17 protein-coding genes and 2 tRNA genes are annotated in these 16,092 nt (G+C 53.7%); 7 read left to right on the top strand and 12 right to left on the bottom strand.

All coding sequences use genetic code 11. The features are described from left to right. Positions 1-63: 63 nt before the first annotated feature. Positions 64-582 (bottom strand): bifunctional 3-hydroxydecanoyl-ACP dehydratase/trans-2-decenoyl-ACP isomerase, encoded by a 519-nt coding sequence (gene fabA / locus PAG01S_RS00425; protein WP_009091047.1) that lies wholly within the window; start codon positions 580-582, stop codon positions 64-66. 68 nt (positions 583-650) lie between these two features. Beyond that, positions 651-2,519 carry an AAA family ATPase gene (locus PAG01S_RS00430; protein ID WP_062757346.1) on the bottom strand — a complete coding sequence of 623 codons (1,869 nt, stop codon included), beginning with the start codon at positions 2,517-2,519 and terminating at the stop codon, positions 651-653. Between the two features lie 53 nt (positions 2,520-2,572). On the opposite strand from PAG01S_RS00430, the gene matP reads away from it, so the two are divergent. Then, entirely contained in the window at positions 2,573-3,040 is a 468-nt protein-coding gene (gene matP / locus PAG01S_RS00435) for a macrodomain Ter protein MatP (protein WP_138919647.1), read from the top strand. A gap of 95 nt (positions 3,041-3,135) precedes the next feature. Here the strand turns inward: matP and ompA are convergent, their stop codons facing one another. Continuing rightward, positions 3,136-4,206 (bottom strand): porin OmpA, encoded by a 1,071-nt coding sequence (gene ompA, locus PAG01S_RS00440; protein ID WP_010255028.1) that lies wholly within the window; start codon positions 4,204-4,206, stop codon positions 3,136-3,138. 350 nt (positions 4,207-4,556) lie between these two features. Then, the gene (gene sulA / locus PAG01S_RS00445) at positions 4,557-5,048 is read right to left on the bottom strand and encodes an SOS-induced cell division inhibitor SulA (protein WP_010255031.1); all 492 of its coding nucleotides are present in this window, start codon (positions 5,046-5,048) and stop codon (positions 4,557-4,559) included. Positions 5,049-5,258: 210 nt separating this feature from the next. Between sulA and PAG01S_RS00450 the strand changes: the two genes are divergently transcribed. Next, positions 5,259-5,888, top strand: a complete 630-nt coding sequence (locus tag PAG01S_RS00450) for a TfoX/Sxy family DNA transformation protein (protein ID WP_022625925.1) — start codon at positions 5,259-5,261, stop codon at positions 5,886-5,888. On the opposite strand, the gene yccS is transcribed toward PAG01S_RS00450, so the two are convergent. Both yccS and PAG01S_RS00460 read right to left on the bottom strand, forming a co-directional pair. After that, complete coding sequence (gene yccS / locus PAG01S_RS00455; protein WP_031592830.1) at positions 5,885-8,044, bottom strand: YccS family putative transporter; 2,160 nt, start codon at positions 8,042-8,044, stop codon at positions 5,885-5,887. The two genes, PAG01S_RS00450 and yccS, sit on opposite strands and share 4 nt — an antisense overlap. After that, entirely contained in the window at positions 8,028-8,468 is a 441-nt protein-coding gene (locus PAG01S_RS00460) for a YccF domain-containing protein (protein ID WP_010669786.1), read from the bottom strand. Before PAG01S_RS00460 ends, yccS begins: the two co-directional genes overlap by 17 nt. A 123-nt stretch (positions 8,469-8,591) precedes the next feature. Here PAG01S_RS00460 and helD point away from each other — a divergent pair, with 123 nt between their 5' ends. Beyond that, positions 8,592-10,646: a DNA helicase IV gene (gene helD, locus PAG01S_RS00465; protein ID WP_062757348.1), complete on the top strand. Its 2,055-nt coding sequence runs from the start codon at positions 8,592-8,594 to the stop codon at positions 10,644-10,646. Between the two features lies 1 nt (position 10,647). On the opposite strand, the gene mgsA is transcribed toward helD, so the two are convergent. Together mgsA and PAG01S_RS00475 are read right to left on the bottom strand one after the other, a co-directional pair. Next, the gene (gene mgsA / locus PAG01S_RS00470; RefSeq protein ID WP_010246657.1) at positions 10,648-11,106 is read right to left on the bottom strand and encodes a methylglyoxal synthase; all 459 of its coding nucleotides are present in this window, start codon (positions 11,104-11,106) and stop codon (positions 10,648-10,650) included. Positions 11,107-11,175: 69 nt separating this feature from the next. Further along, positions 11,176-11,817 (bottom strand): YccT family protein, encoded by a 642-nt coding sequence (locus PAG01S_RS00475; RefSeq protein WP_010669788.1) that lies wholly within the window; start codon positions 11,815-11,817, stop codon positions 11,176-11,178. Positions 11,818-11,993: 176 nt separating this feature from the next. On the opposite strand from PAG01S_RS00475, the gene PAG01S_RS00480 reads away from it, so the two are divergent. Continuing rightward, the gene (locus PAG01S_RS00480; RefSeq protein ID WP_010669789.1) at positions 11,994-12,413 is read left to right on the top strand and encodes a CoA-binding protein; all 420 of its coding nucleotides are present in this window, start codon (positions 11,994-11,996) and stop codon (positions 12,411-12,413) included. A 31-nt stretch (positions 12,414-12,444) separates the two neighbouring features. Here the strand turns inward: PAG01S_RS00480 and hspQ are convergent, their stop codons facing one another. Together hspQ and rlmI are read right to left on the bottom strand one after the other, a co-directional pair. Further along, the gene (gene hspQ / locus PAG01S_RS00485) at positions 12,445-12,762 is read right to left on the bottom strand and encodes a heat shock protein HspQ (RefSeq protein ID WP_010246651.1); all 318 of its coding nucleotides are present in this window, start codon (positions 12,760-12,762) and stop codon (positions 12,445-12,447) included. Positions 12,763-12,821: 59 nt separating this feature from the next. Further along, positions 12,822-14,012, bottom strand: a complete 1,191-nt coding sequence (gene rlmI, locus PAG01S_RS00490; protein WP_022625919.1) for a 23S rRNA (cytosine(1962)-C(5))-methyltransferase RlmI — start codon at positions 14,010-14,012, stop codon at positions 12,822-12,824. An 85-nt stretch (positions 14,013-14,097) separates the two neighbouring features. On the opposite strand from rlmI, the gene yccX reads away from it, so the two are divergent. After that, on the top strand, positions 14,098-14,376 hold the full coding sequence (gene yccX / locus PAG01S_RS00495; RefSeq protein WP_010246647.1) for an acylphosphatase: 279 nt from the start codon (positions 14,098-14,100) through the stop codon (positions 14,374-14,376). Here the strand turns inward: yccX and PAG01S_RS00500 are convergent, their stop codons facing one another. After that, positions 14,377-14,703, bottom strand: coding sequence for a TusE/DsrC/DsvC family sulfur relay protein (locus PAG01S_RS00500; protein WP_062757350.1), 327 nt, complete (start codon positions 14,701-14,703; stop codon positions 14,377-14,379). Positions 14,704-14,807: 104 nt separating this feature from the next. Continuing rightward, entirely contained in the window at positions 14,808-15,461 is a 654-nt protein-coding gene (gene yccA / locus PAG01S_RS00505) for an FtsH protease modulator YccA (RefSeq protein WP_003850014.1), read from the bottom strand. 220 nt (positions 15,462-15,681) lie between these two features. On the opposite strand from yccA, the gene PAG01S_RS00510 reads away from it, so the two are divergent. Further along, positions 15,682-15,769: transfer RNA gene (locus tag PAG01S_RS00510), tRNA-Ser, on the top strand. 66 nt (positions 15,770-15,835) lie between these two features. Further along, positions 15,836-15,923: transfer RNA gene (locus PAG01S_RS00515), tRNA-Ser, on the top strand. Positions 15,924-16,092: the final 169 nt, after the last annotated feature.

Here is a 16,092-nt window from a genome sequence, read left to right on the forward strand (position 1 = left end):
TGTCACTGAAAAGGGAATATAACCTCCGCCATGCGCGGAGGTTTTTGTTTCGGGGGGAAACGCTTAGAAAGCGGCGGTATCTTTAAACAGGCCGACTTTAAGATCGCTGGCGGTATAGATCAGATTACCGTCAACCAGCACTTCACCATCTGCCACGCCCATAACCAGTTTGCGGTTAATAACGCGTTTGAAGTGAATGCGGTAAGTCACTTTCTTCGCATCTGGCAGGACCTGACCGGTGAATTTCACTTCACCCACGCCCAGCGCACGACCTTTACCTTCGCCACCCAGCCAGCCCAGATAGAAACCAACCAGCTGCCACATGGCATCAAGGCCCAGACAACCCGGCATCACCGGATCGCCAATAAAGTGACAGCCGAAGAACCAGAGATCAGGATTGATATCCAGCTCCGCTTCAACAAAGCCTTTGTCATATTTGCCGCCGTCTTCGGTCATTTTGACCACGCGGTCCATCATCAGCATGTTGCCGGATGGAAGCGGCGGACCATTTTCGCCAAACAGTTCACCACGACCTGACAGAATCAGATCTTCTTTGGTATAGGATTCGCGTTTATCTACCATGTTTTCAATAAGCCTTGTTTTAGTGAATCACGAATATTAGCGAACAGTTGTACGCTGAGCAAATCGGATTAACGGTGGTTGAACCAGTTAAGCCAGCGCAGCGCCCAGGGACGTTGCGGACCGTCCGGCTGGTTGAACAGGCTAATGCGTTCCTGGATGGTATTCAGCAGGCAATCGCCCAGGCCATCCTCGGTACTCCAGATTTTACCGGTCAGCAGCGGTAGCGCTTCATCGGCACGGTCAATTGCCCAGATATGGAAATGACCCTGTTCAACCGCACTGACAACCGCCTGGCTGAGGCTGAGATGACGGACATTGCTGGCGGGAATAATCACACCCTGCTGACCTGTCAGTTCTCGCTGATGGCAGATATCAAAGAAGCCTTCGATTTTCTCGTTCAGTCCGCCCACCGGTTGTACGTTGCCGAACTGATCAACCGAGCCGGTCACCGCAATTTGCTGATTGATGGGCTGATTAGCCAGCGCGCTGATTAAGGCACAGAGTTCAGCCAGCGAAGCGCTATCACCATCCACCTCGGAGTAAGATTGCTCAAAGACCATTGAGGCCGAGAAGGGCAGTTGCTGATCGAGTTCCAGCTCGGCAATCAGGTAAGCCTGCATAATCATCATGCCTTTGGCATGAATATTACCGCCCAGCTCCGCTTTACGCTCGATATCCATGAATTCGCCATCGCCGGGATGTACCACGCAGGTAATACGCGATGGATCGCCCCAGGCACGGGGATGGCCAGGATATTCAACGACCGACAGGCCATTAATCTGACCAACCACTTCGCCTTCGGTTTCAATCAGAATCTGTCGCAGCAGGATCTCGTCACGCATCCGCTCATTAAGATAATTCTCGCGCCACAAACGCGCTTCCAGCGCATCACGCAGCGCTTCAGCGTTCAGTTCATCGCCCATCAGGGCCGATTCGCGCATCTGGCGTTGTAGCCAGCGGGGGCAGAGTGGCAGCGTTTCCTGATCGCCGCTGTAGCGGACGCCTTCTTTAATCAGTTCTGGCCAGAAGTCCGCTTCCGGCTGGGGCAGACCCGCCTGTTGCGCCAGTTCGATGTTCCAGCGACACCAGGCAAGCATGTCATCTTCATCCAGAATCTGAATATTCTCTTCAAATTCAGTATAGATGGCCATTTCGTGAGCTTCGGGATCCAGCTCCTGAAATTCTGCCAGCGCTTCCCGATCGCCACACAGGACCAGTTTCAGATTGAGGGGCAAGGGAGGAATCGAGACTGGCAGCGGTCGGCGTTCATCCTGAGATGTCCACTCAACATAGCCCTGCTCAATACACTTTTTCAGGCGCAACCAGAGAATCGGCTGCGTCATCAGGCTACGCAGGGAAAGCAGCAGCGTGCCGCCATTAGCACGATGGATCAGGCCCGGTTCCAGCTGGATGCGATCTTTATACTGGCGCACGCAGCCAAACAACTGCTCCATCTCAATCCATTCAGCAAAGTGAATACCACCCTGACTGGTGAACGGGCGTTGAGGATCGGTGGGGGGCTGGAGCGTGACGTTGTCGGCCATGATATGGTAATCACCGCCGAATAGAGTGGTACTGTCGGCCATGACCCGCTCTGCGGCCTGGGCAATGAATGTCAGATAATCGCGATTCTCCTGGCTACGAACCAGCAGTAACGGGAACCCCTGCGTCTGATGGTGTAAGTGCGCCAGTGCATTCAGCAACCGGGGCTGTACCGTTGCCAGAGCATCAGTTTCTTCATCAGCAATTCGGGAGAAAACGGATTGGTATTGCGCGCTATCTGGCTGTAAAGTCTGCCACGTAAGTTGAGTGCTGGTCAAAATAATCGCATTTGTCTGTTTTAAGAAAAGCGAGATTATACAGGATTCACCCTTGTTAAGCACTGCAGACTTCCTGTTGAAGATGTGATGGTGACAGCATGTTTTTCGTTGCTGCATCCGGGAAAAAAGCTGTTATTCTTAGTTCGTTACGTGATCACGATGAGATTCCGATGAAATACCAGCAACTCGAAAATCTTGAATGTGGATGGAAGTGGAAATACCTGGTGAAAAAACATCGGGAAGGTGAACTGATCACGCGTCACCTTGAATTAAGCGCGGCGCAGGCAGCAGTGGATAAGCTGCTGGCAATGGAAAATAATCCGGTTACAGTGAATGAATGGATCGCAGAACATATTCACGCTGATCTGGATAACCGACTGAAGCAAACCATCCGTGCCCGACGGAAACGCCATTTCAACGCTGAACATCAGCATACGCGAAAAAAATCGATAGACCTGGAGTATCTGGTCTGGCAGCGACTGGCAGGTCTGGCACAGCGGCGCGGCTGCACGCTCTCTGAAACGATTGTTCAGCTGATAGAAGATGCAGAACGTAAAGAGAAATATGCCACTCAGATGTCGAGCCTGAAGCAGGATTTGCAGGCGATTCTGGGTAACTCCGGTTCAGAGAGCGAATAAACGGGCAGGGCAATCAGAGCCTTCATCTCTCAGTCCGGTTTTATTACCGGCATAAAAAAACCCCGCCTTAGCGGGGTTTTTTATTACGTATAAACTTAAGCCTGTGGCTGAGTTACAACGTCTTTGATACCTTTAACGTCGATTTCTACACGACGGTCCGGCGCCAGGCAGTCGATCAGGGCATTACGGCCTTTCACGCTGTCACAGGTGTTGCCGGTAACTGGGTTAGATTCACCCATGCCACGTGCAGAGATCTTGTTAGAAGGAATACCTTTAGATACCAGGTAATCTACGACTGACTGAGCACGTTTCTCAGACAGTTTCTGGTTGTACTGCTCTGAACCGATGCGATCGGTGAAGCCCAGTACGACAACGGAACCATCTTTAGGATCCATTGAGCTCAGCTGGCTGTACAGCTGATCCAGAGCCTGCTGGCCTTCTGGCTTCAGGGTAGATTTGTTGAAGGTGAACAGAACGTCAGACTTCAGAGTGAAACGCTTGGTTTCAACAACTGGAGCTGGTGCTGGAGCCGGAGCTGGCGCCGGAGCAGCGACGTCATCCTGACCGAAGCGGTATGAAACGCCTACGCTCAGCATGCCGTTGTCTGGACGAGTACCAACGGTCTGTGCATCACCGATGTTGTTAACCCACTGGTAATCCAGACGGGTAGCCCAGTTTTTGGTCAGCGCATATTCAACACCAACAGCAGCCAGCGGAGATACGCCGGTGTCGTGGTCGCTGATGCGGCCAGTAGTTGGGTTAGTCTGCGTTGAGTCTGCACGCCATACCATGCCGCCCAGACGAGTATACACGTCCAGATCGTCATAGATTGGGTAGCTCAGTTTAGCAGCCAGCTGAACGCCCTGTGCTTTGAATGCGCCGTTAGTCACGTTGCCTTTGTTAGGCATGCGACCCAGCCAGTCATAGCCCAGCTCGAAGCCCAGGTATGGATTTGCCTGGTAACCAACGAATGCACCTGCACCCAGCTGGCTTTCATGAGTTGGACCGTCATTGTTTTCGTAACCGTTACCGTAGTAACCAGTGTCGTGATACTGAGACCAGCCCAGTTTAGCACCGGTGTACCAGGTGTCATCTTTCGGAGCGGCCTGCGCTACGGTAGCGAAGCCAGCCAGTGCCACTGCAATTGCGATAGCTGTCTTTTTCATTTTGCGCCTCGTTATCATCCAAATAGGCAATGAGCAAAAAGGTTGCTCTTGGTTTAAATCCTTCGCCGGGTCAAAACGCTCGCTTATGACTCTACCGCAAAAAACGGAGGTTATTGAGCACCCTGGCGAGCTAAAGTCTACAACGAGATTGGAAACTTACAAGTATGATGTGAGGCGCTTATGTAAAAAAACAGCGATTTATACACAATTTCTAACAATTAGGCTGGTCTTATTGCCGCGGCAAAAAGCCCTAAAAACTTGCTAAACCATTGTCAACGCTCGAACTAACAGAATCAGTGGTTTAGCTGCGACAGATAAGAAAAATAGCTTGGGAAACTTCTGATTTTTACTTAATGAAACAAATCCGACTGAATTTTTATCGCAGTTTGCGGTCTGAGAGGCGCTTCTGATGTCCCGCTTGCACGCAAAATCAATCCTAACGCTTCACCCTCTGCCGCCGCATTTTCAAGTTGACGTCGTTCATCTTCGTCAAGATCGTAAGGAATCCATGCCAGAACGACACTGTAATTTCCTGTACGCAATGCTTTAACCATCGCTTCAACCGCATTCAGACGTTCAGAATCGGCGATATGCATACTTTTATCCAGTGGTAATCCTGATTCCTGCAGCCAGGTGCGATTCAGTTTATATGCCGGTGTTAACCACAACTGCCAGCGTGATTGCTGACTCAGCTGCTGCAATAAAGGCAACAGCAACATCTGCATCATACCGGGCTGTTCGCTGTAGCGTAACTCAGTAATTCCACCGCCCTGAGAGGCCGGAACGGAAGAGGACGCATAATGATGAGCATAGCGTGAATTATTAGGATGTTGTGTTCGCATAAGTTAATCACCAGCAGTGGACTGTATGAATATACAGTACTGTCATCCTGGATAAAGATCAACCCAAATTTCTGAAAACGCCTCGCAAAATCGCGACAAGATTAGTTGAAACGCTATTTATTCATTGAACCCGTTGACGCTTTTTTTTATCTTCTAATTACCTGATACCCAAGGTAATTTACGATATATTTCTTACATGGAGGTGGTGCAATGAAAAAGGTGAATCCGGTTGTAGAGCGCTCCAGAGCGCGCCTGGCCCCATTAGGAACAATAGAGTCGCGCACCCAGTTCGGAGGCTATGCCCTGGCTGTAGAAAGTGTGGTTTTTGCCTTAATTAATAAAGACGAACTCTATCTGCGTGCCAGTGAACCTTTGCGGGAATACCTTACAGATCGTCCGCTGCAACCCCTGATTTTTCGCAAGCGGGGCAAGCTGGTGAGTCTCAATTACTTTCGGGTCGATGAGGCGTTGTGGCGCGACCCTGACCATCTGCTGGCGCTCTCTGCTGCCTCTTTAGAAACGGCGCAGCTGGAGTTGCAGGACCGACAATCCTCACCGCGGTTAAAAGATCTGCCAAATCTCAGCGTACGTATGGAGATGATGCTGTACGAGGCGGGCGTCATGAGCGTCAATCATCTCTACCAGATGGGGGCTAAACAGTGCTGGCTGAAGCTTAAAGCGATCAACCAGCACGTTGGGTTCCAGACGTTACTTGCGCTGCAGGGGGCCATCACGGGCCACCATGCCGCCGCGCTGCCGCAGGCGACACGGGCGGAGCTGAATGCGTGGTTCCAGCGCACGCTTTTATCAAACCCCAATCTCAGAAGCGGCGAAGGCTAATCAGTGATTAGCGTGCGGCGCAGGCGAGCCACATCGGGCATTAATGCCACCAGCAGACCGAGTTGCTGGAGCACCAGCGGCGCACGCGTATCCGCATCTGCGGCCAGCTGGCTGATTCGCTGAGCCAGTTGATGGCGCATCGTTTCTACGTGCTCATCGCTGACAACTTCCGTCTGCAGCACATCCTCCACATAGCAAACCGTATCATCCAGCAATGTCAGCAGTTCGGGTGCGGTAATTTTATCGCGGTGAGCACCCAGCGCAGAAATGTAACTCAGAAACGAATGGTTGGAGCAAAGCAGCTGAAAAGCCGAATCGCGCAGCTTCTGGCTGGTGCGACTTTCACTGCTCATGTTTGAGACCACCGACGCCAGTTCAGCATCCGCGTTATGCGCATCTCGCCGTGCAATGCGATAGGCGAGACGGTTATCTTTGCCCTGATGATATTGCTCCATGATCGCGTCCAGATAGCGGCAATTCGCTTTCAGCGTTCGTTCTGCCACGGCAGGTAACTGACGAAAGCGCCAGTCTGGCCAGATAAACGCGACAGCCAGCCAGGCCAGTCCACAGCCCAGTAGGGTATCCACTACCCGCGGCAGGGCAACTTCAAACCCTTCACCCAGCAGGTTAAAGCAGAGCAGCACCAGCAGAGTGATAAACAGCGTGGCCTGTGCATACTGCACCTGCCTGAAAGCGAAGAACAGTACGCCCGTGATTACTATCAGGATTAACTGACCTTCAATAGAGGGCACCAGCCATAAAACGGGCAGACCAATCGCAATCCCCGCCAGCGTTCCGCCGATGCGCAAGGCCAGTCGTCGCTGCGTTGCATTGTAGTTGGGCTGGCAGACAAACAGGCTGGTCAGCAAAATCCAGTATCCCCGCTCCAGCCCGGTTACCTGAATAAAACCATATCCAATACAGAGCACCACAGACATGCGAACCGCATGCCGGAACAGCGCCGATGCGGGAGAGAGGTGGCGGCTGAAGCGCAGCCGGATATCACTCCAGCCACTCAATCCTTCGCGTGACAGCAGATTGTCACTGTGCTGAGGATCTTCACCGGCCAGCGTCTGTTCTGATTCGATCGAAGCAAGCTGTGCATCGATGGCGCGCAGGTTGCGCAGCAGCCAGAAAAGAGCACGGGTATGCGTAGCGTCGGGATCATGCTGCTCCAGACGTTCTATCGCTTTCTGTAATCGTTCAAATGCACGCTCAAAACGGCTGTCATGCACCCACCTTTGACGCATCAGAATGCAATGTGCCAGCTGGCGACAGGCCTGAGCCTGCATATTCAGCAGGCGCTGAAAGCGAAACAGAATTTCGTTGTAGCGCCAGTCGCCGCGCAGCAGATGATATTGCAGATGGGAAGAGCTGGCCCGTTCATGGATATCCTGCGCCACAAAGTAGTAGTGCAGACTACGGCGGGTGCCGCGCGACCCGCGATCGCCGCGCAGACGACTCTGCAGTGTGGTCTTGGTCAGATTAAGTTGCGCCACTAACTGGCTGTTGACCATCGCCGCATCGATAAACGCGGCATCATCCTGATCGCCCGCGTCGGGATCGAAAAGGTTCGCTTTGGCATCAAGGTAACGCGCCAGTTGTGAAAAACTCCCGGCCAGTTGCTCCTGCACCGGCCGGACCGGAAACATCAGATGGCCCAGTAATGTCAGCAGGTTGTACCACAGCGCTCCGACCAGCAGCAGCATCGGCTGCATATACCACTGGCTGAACAGTCCGATGCCGAGCATGGTATAGACCGCAATCAGCAGAGCACCAAAGGCGATAGTCGCGTAGCGCTGGCCAAGGGCGCCCAGCAGAATAAAGCCCCAAGTCGAGATTGCCAGCCCGATAATAAAGGCGAATGGATAGGGAAACAGTAACTCGACTGAAACCGAGGCGATGCAGAAGCAGAGCAGGGTAATCAGCAGATTCTTCAGGCGACCGGCCAGGCGATCATCGAGATCGGCCAGCGCAGCAGCGACCACTCCCAGCGTCAGAGGGATCGTCCACTCAATCTGATGCAGCCACCAGGGAATGGCGGCGCAGCCACTCAGTGCAAACAGGATCCGCAGCAGATAGCGCCACGTACTGTTAAACAGATATTTGCGCCAGCCTGGCACGGCATCCGACATCATATTAATAGCGGCGGGCATTGGCTTCGCGCGCGGCGCGCGCCTCTTCCACTGATACCACCCTGCGGCCAACCGGCCAGAGCGCGATAGCGGCGATCTTAAAGTTCGCAATCCCTACCGGAATACCGATGATACTGATGCACTGCACAATCCCCACGGAGATGTGCGAAAGGCAGAGCCACCAGCCAAAGAAAATCAGCCAGAAGATATTCAGAAAGGTGCCGCCGGTATTCAGAATATGACTCTTACTTTCCGGACGCAGCACATCAACATGCACCGCCTCGTTGCCAAATGGCAGCAACGAGAGTTTGGTGATTTCCCAGCAGGAGCGGGTCAGCGGCAGGGTAAAAATCAGCACGATGCTGATTAACGTGGCAAACAGCCAGCTCAGGGTGGTGAAAAAACCGCCCAGAACAAAATTAAGAATATTTAAAACGGTGCGCATGATCTTCTTTTCCTTTTGCATTCCGCAAGATGTGACGCCAAGTTTAGCCTGTTTTAAGGCTGGAGCGCTAAGGGTCTGACAGGTAAACTCCCCCTAATCCTATTCTCTGACGTTGGTGTCGGCGTGGAACTGAAAGCAACCTCGATGGGCAAACGGCTTGCCCAGCATCCTTATAATCGTGTCCGTTTGATGGCGGCAGGCGTCGAAGTCAGCGGCGATAAGCATGAGTATCTGATCCCCTTTAACCAGTTACTGGATATCGCCTGCAAGCGCGGGCTGGTGTGGGGCGAGCTGGAGTTTTTGCTGGCCGATGAAAAAGTGGTCCGCCTGCATGGCACGGAATGGCAGGAAACGCAGCGCTTTCACCACTATCTGCTGCAGGCCTGGCAGAGCTGGAGTCTGGAGATGAGCGCAGTGTGCCGCGAGGTGCTGCAGACGCTACGCGACGAAATCGAGGCGTTTGGCGCGCAGGATCGCTGGCTGAACCGCCACGAGTTGCAGGCGCTGAAAACCAACATCCTCAAACAGTTCGATGCATTGCCGATGCCGCTCTCCCGCTTAAAAGATTTTGCTGACTGCCGGGATAACTGGCAATTCTGTCAGCGCTGGCTGGAGCAGGGCGACACGGCGTTGCGGCAGCGAAACCGTGACTGGACGGCCGCCATGCTCAACCGCTATCAGGATTTCTTTGCCAGCGTCGAGAGCACGCCACTCAATCAGTCGCAATGTGAGGCGGTGGTTAATGGCGAGAATTCTCTGCTGGTACTGGCAGGTGCGGGCAGCGGTAAAACCTCGGTGCTGGTGGCTCGTGCAGGCTGGTTAATGCAGCGCAAGCTGGCCAGCGCCGATCAAATCCTGTTACTGGCATTTGGCCGCCAGGCGGCTGAAGAGATGAACGCACGTATCCAGTCGCGGCTCTCCGCCGCTGACATCCAGGCGCGGACCTTCCATTCTCTGGCGCTGCATATTATTCGTGAAGGCAGTAATAAGCAGCCGGTTATCAGCAAACTTGAGAGTGATGCCGATGCGCGTCGCACGCTGCTGATCCAGCAGTGGCGGCAGCAGTGCCATGAGAAGAAGGCGCAGTCAAACGGCTGGCGTCAGTGGCTGCGTGATGAACTGGAGTGGGAGTTACCCGAGGGGCCATTCTGGGAGGACGACCGGCTGGCAAACCGGCTGGCGTCACGGCTGGAGCGCTGGCTCGGTCTGATGCGCATGCATGGCGGTGCGCAGGCAGCGATGATCGCCGACGTGCCCGAAGAGATCCGCGATCTCTTCAGTAAGCGCATCAAACTGATGGCACCGTTGCTGAAAGCGTGGAAGAGCGCATTAAAAGAGGAGGGCGCGGTCGATTTTTCGGGCCTGATTCACCAGGCGATTGCCATTCTGGAAAAAGGACGGTTTATCAGTCCGTGGAAACACATTCTGGTGGATGAATTCCAGGATATCTCGCCTCAGCGTGCCGCGTTGCTGAGCGCATTACGCCAGCAGAATAAGCGTACTGCACTGTTTGCTGTTGGTGATGACTGGCAGGCTATCTACCGCTTTAGTGGGGCGGAGATGACGCTGACGACGGCATTCCATCACTATTTTGGTGAGGGAGACCGCTGCTTACTGGACACAACCTACCGTTTCAACGATCGCATCGGCGACATTGCCAACCGGTTTATACAACAGAATCCGCAGCAGTTGGCAAAACCGCTGAACAGCATTACCAAAGGCAATAAAAAGTCGATTTCGCTGCTGGCGCAGGATCAGCTGGAAGCCTTGCTGAACAAACTCAGCGGTTACGCGAAGCCTGATGAGCGAATTCTGCTGCTGGCGCGTTATCACTATCTGCGACCGGATTTACTGGATAAAGCCAGAACCCGCTGGCCAAAGCTCAATCTGGAATTTATGACGATTCATGCCAGCAAAGGTCAGCAGGCGGATTACGTTATTCTTCTGGGATTACAGCAGGGTAAAGAGGGCTTCCCGGCAGAGGCGCGCGAATCGATCATTGAACAGGGCTTATTACCGCAGCCAGAAGCGTTCCCTGATGCAGAAGAGCGCCGTCTGGCCTATGTGGCACTGACGCGCGCGCGTCAGCAGGTTTTTCTGATGTTCGATAAGGCAGCGCCGTCACCGTTTGTCGATCACTTCCGCGAGTTGGGTGTGCCGGTGCTGCGTAAAGCCTGAGTTACTTCAGACGATCGGCCAGATAGCGCTGATAGTCGGGGATCATAATCTCTACACTTTGCGCAAACAGTGGCGACTGAATGATAAAGTCAGCCGTGGAACGGTTAGTGGCTACCGGGATATTCCATACGGTAGCCAGACGCAGCAGTGCTTTGACATCCGGATCGTGCGGCACTGCGTTGAGGGGATCCCAGAAAAAAATCAGTGCATCGATCTTCCCTTCCGAAATCAGCGCACCCACCTGCTGATCGCCGCCCATCGGGCCGCTCAGCATGGCTGTCACATTCAGACCCGTATCGCGATTGATCAGATTCCCGGTAGTGCCGGTGGCATAGAGGATGTGCGATTCCAGCGCGGGCTGGTTTTGTTTCACCCAGTCAAGCAGGGCGGCTTTGCAGTGGTCGTGGGCGACCAGCGCGATATGTTTTGTGGTGCCGAGGGTACGAACAGTCTGTTCCATAAAGGCGTCCTGGTAAGGCTCATGCGCAAGAAGAGAGAGCATGAGTGTACCTCTGGCCTTTCGACTCTATCAACTTGTACGTAGCATTTTGACCAGCGTCAGAAGCTGCTGACGCGTGGCTTCATCGAAGCGGTGAAACCAGCGGTGCAGCGAGGGCAGTTCGGCCTGAGTAGTCCAGTCCAGATCGGCGGTAAGCCGGACGGAAGAGGGCGTTGCAGAAGGGGTATTTGCAAACCGCGGCACAGAGGCAATCTGGCGGGTGCGATTATAATTCAGCATCGCTTTTTCCATATCTGCGGATGTGGTGACCGGCAGGTGGTCGCGCACGCTGGTAATCTCCGTACCTTTTTCATCCACCAGCTGAAAGTTCAGGCTGCGGTCAAAATGATAACGCTCGCGTTTTGTCTCCAGCGCAGGCAACCGAATGGTAATGGTTTTGGCAACCGCGGTGAACGTGACAATCATCGGTACCGACTGATAAGCGATGACGTTCTCATTCTGACCTTTGCGCTGCTGCTCTACCCGAAACAGAAACTGATGCTGACCGCGGTCCAGCTCCAGGCTGTCTGCACCTTTGAGAAGGGAGCCTGAAATTTTTCGACCATCCAGCACCAGCAAATCGATCTGAGGATCGAGCTTTAATGTGATGGCAGAACAGGACGCCGAAACGAGGAGGGTAATTAACCCCGTTACAGCCAGCGACAGCTTCATTTCAACTCCGGTAACTGAAGACACAAAGGATGGTGTGTAGCAAATTCTTACATTATGGCAGTTAATTTACATTTAAACATATTTATTCGTGCGCGGGTTCAATTAATTTTGCTGAGGACTTACCCGCTAAAGGGCACGCCAATCTACACTCAACACTGGCCTGAAAGGAGATAAACATGAACGATCAGACAATTCGTGAGGTGCTGACGCGCACCCAACGTATCGCCTTAGTCGGAGCAAGCGATCGCCCCGAACGTCCCAGTTACGGTGTGATGAAATATCTGCTCGACCAGGGATATGAGGTGATCCCGGTCAGCCCGAAACTGGCAGGGAAAACGCTGCTGGGGCAGCAGGGGTATGCCAGCCTGGCGGATGTACCGGGCAAGATTGATATGGTGGATGTCTTTCGCAATTCTGAAGCCGCGTGGGGCGTGGCCCAGGAGGCTATTGCCGTTGGGGCAAAAACATTATGGCTGCAGCTGGGCGTGATTAATGAGCAGGCGGCGGTACTGGCACAGGATGCGGGCATGACGGTGATTATGGATCGCTGCCCGAAGATTGAAATTCCGCGTCTGGGAATAACGCGTCAGAAATGATGAGTGTGGCGGCAGAGCGTGCCGCCACGGATTAATGTCGCAGATGAGGTGCCTGTAATTGCTGACGTACCGATGCTGCCAGCTCATCCATTGAAGGCTGCTCAGGGTGTTCAATGCTGGTTTCGCCGGAAAGCTGAATCTCAGCAACATAGGTATGTACCTGATCGCCTTCCTCATCTTCCATCACCACATGATACCAGGGCGCGGTACGCATTTTCTCTTCCGCGCCAACATCTTCAATTTTAGGCTCATCTAACGAGTATTCAGGATCGACATCGACGATAACGCCCAGTACGCCGGACAAACGATGACGAACCTGCTGACCAATACCAAATTTACTGGCAATCATTGTGACCTCCGAAAAAAAAGCTCTCTTACCAATATGGGGGCAGGAGCCGTTTTTTCAAGTCACATGACGCGGCAGGCGAAACCTTTCAGGTAGAGACCTTCCGGATAGCTGGCGATCACCGGATGATCTGCGGCCTGGCGGAACTGCTCAATAAACTGCACTTCACGGCCCGCATCCAGCGCGGCATCGGCGATGATCTTCTGGAACAGATCGGTGGCCATCAGACCGGAGCAGGAGAAGGTCATTAATACGCCGCCCGGATTCAGTAACTGAATGGCGAGCATATTAATGTCTTTATAGCCGCGACAGGCGCCCATCAACTGGCTTTTGTTTTCGACGAACTTTGGCGGATCCATAATGATCAGATCAAATTTCTCGCCACTGTCACGATAACGGCGCAGCAGTTTGAAAACATCATCACGCTCAAATTGCGCGCGGGAGAGATCCAGCTCATTGAGTTCAACGTTCTGACGGGCAACGTCCAGCGCCTCCTGGGAGGTATCCACGCTGATCACTTCTTTACAGCCACCCATCAGCGCCGAAACCGCGAATCCACCGGTGTAAGAGAAGCAGTTAAGGACGCGGGCATCCTGTGCGTAACGACGCGTGGCGAGACGGCTGTCACGCTGATCAAGGTAATAGCCGGTTTTGTGACCGCCCTGGATATCCACCAGCAGCTTCATGCCATGTTCGGTAATCGGCAGCAGCGGCGGCGGCAGTTCACCGGTAACGGTGCCCTGCGTCAGCGCCAGACCCTCTTTCTTACGAACGGCGACGTCCGAACGGTCATAGATGGCGCAGCCAGGGAAACAGTGCTGCAGGGCGGTGATGATCGCTGCACGCTGATATTCTGCGCCTGCCGAGAGCAGTTGCATCACTAAAAAGTTGCCAAAGCGGTCGATGGTAACGCCCGGTAAACCATCAGATTCACCGGCGATCAGGCGATAGCTGTCCAGACCATCGCGGGCCGCCAGCCATTCGCGCCACTGCTGCGCCTGTTCAAACCGGCGGACAAAGAAGGCGATATCGATGGATTCATCGGCCTGCCAGCTCCAGACGCGGGCGCGGATCTGCGACTCGGGTGAATAAGCGGCGCGAGCCAGCCATTTACCGTTGCTGTCACAAACGTCAATGGTTTCACCCAGTTGCGCTTTACCTTCCAGACGCGCAACGGCACCTGAAAAGACCCATGGATGGCGACGGAGCAGGGACTTTTCACGTCCCTTTGCGAGAATCAATCTGACTGTCATAGTTTGCTATGCTTACCTGAAAAAATGAGGCGCCATTGTCCGGTGGATAACGGGAAATTGCAACGAACAGCAGCAGGAGAGAATAATGTCAGCAGCCTGTTTTAAAGCATGGGTTCATGGCCGCGTCCAGGGCGTCGGGTTTCGTTACAGTACTCAGGCAGAAGCCAGGACGCTGGGCGTACTGGGCTATGCGCGAAATCTGGATGACGGCAGTGTCGAGGTGCTGGCCTGGGGTGAGGCGGAGCAGGTCGATGCGCTGATCGCCTGGCTTAAAGCGGGCGGGCCACGCAGCGCGCGCGTTGAAAAGGTGCTGGTAGAGCCGCACCAGCCCGCAGAGCCACCCCGCGATTTTACGACCGGTTAATTACAGACATTTCGCCGGTTTAGGCAGGCCGGCGATTTTCGTCGCCTGTTTAGCCGGCCCTTCAGGGAACAGGCGGAACAGATAGCGGCTATTGCCTTTCTCTTCGCCATATTTCTGCGCCATCGCCTTCACCAGCATTCGCACGGCGGGTGAGGTGTTATATTCCAGATAAAAGGCGCGCACAAAATGGACCACTTCCCAGTGTGCTTCGGTCAGGGTCAGGCCTTCCTGATCGGCTATGTGGACAGCCAATGCTTCACTCCAGTCGCCGGGATGCTTCAGATAGCCTTCGGCATCGACGACGATTTCGTTACCGTTAAAATTCACGTGACATCCTCTTAGTAAATGACGGCGCAGTTTATCAAACCTGGCGGGCAGTAAAAGCAAAAACCCCGCCGAAGCGGGGTTTTACAGGCTACTGTCACTGCGGATTAGTTACTGCGGGCAAACCCCAGCAGGCTCAGCAGGCTGACAAAGATGTTATAGAGCGAAACATAGAGGCTGACCGTCGCCCGGATGTAGTTGGTTTCGCCACCGTGAATGATGTTGCTGGTTTCCCACAAAATCGCACCGGCTGAAAACAGAATGAACAGGGCGCTGATGGCCAGATGCAATGCAGGCAGCTGCAGGAAGATGTTGGCTACTACAGCAACCAGCAACACGACGAAACCTGCCATCATCATGCCGCCGAGGAAGGACATATCACGACGGGTGGTCAGCACGTAAGCCGAACAGCAGAAGAACACCAGCGCCGTGCCGCCCAGCGCCAGCGCTATCACGTCACCCATGCCTGCGGTTAAGAATGAGCTCAGGATAGGCCCCAGGCAATAACCCAGGAAGCCGGTAAAGGCAAAAGCGGCCAGGATGCCCATCGGGCTGTTAGCCAGACGGTAGGTTAAAAACATTAAGCCATAGAAGCCAACCAGCATCAGGATTAAACCCGGCGCAGGCAGGGCCAGCAGGGTGCTGGCGGTAGCCGTAACGGCCGAGAAGGCCAGGGTCAGTCCGAGAAGAAAATAGGTATTGCGCAGAACTCTGTGCGTAGACAGCAGTGAGGACTGCGATGAGGTGACAATTCTTTCCATGTTGCGCTCCTTTAAGCAGAACACCAGATATGTGCCGAGAATACGCAGGCCATTAAAGAGGGAAAAGGCGTTTTACCCTTCTTTACGCGCTAAACTGCTAATTGTTTGAGCAGAGTGGCGATTTTGACACCGAAAAATCACAATCTGGCTGTTTTTCAGGCGAATAGACAGATAGGTGCTTTACATCCCTAAACGGGGTGTTTATAGTGCGCGTCATTGCGGAGGGGTGGCCGAGCGGCTTAAGGCAGCGGTCTTGAAAACCGCCGATGGGAAACCATCCGAGAGTTCGAATCTCTCCTCCTCCGCCACTTTATCTGCCCTGGGCAATAAAGCGGCAAAAATAGATGTTTGCCAATGCAGTACAGTTTCAAAACGGAGGGGTGGCCGAGCGGCTTAAGGCAGCGGTCTTGAAAACCGCCGATGGGAAACCATCCGAGAGTTCGAATCTCTCCTCCTCCGCCACATTTTACAGGCCAGCACGCAGTGCTGGCCTGTTTTGTTTCTGCTCTCTCTGTTACTTCTTCCTGTCTGAAAAAAGCGTGCCACTCTCTGTGACGCGTGGCTGCGCATTCATCTCTCCGGTGCATCTCTGCTATAGTCCACTCACCGTTTTTGCAAACATCTGGCGCTT

This window comes from Pantoea agglomerans NBRC 102470, from assembly GCF_001598475.1.
Classification (GTDB): Bacteria; Pseudomonadota; Gammaproteobacteria; order Enterobacterales; family Enterobacteriaceae; genus Pantoea; species Pantoea agglomerans.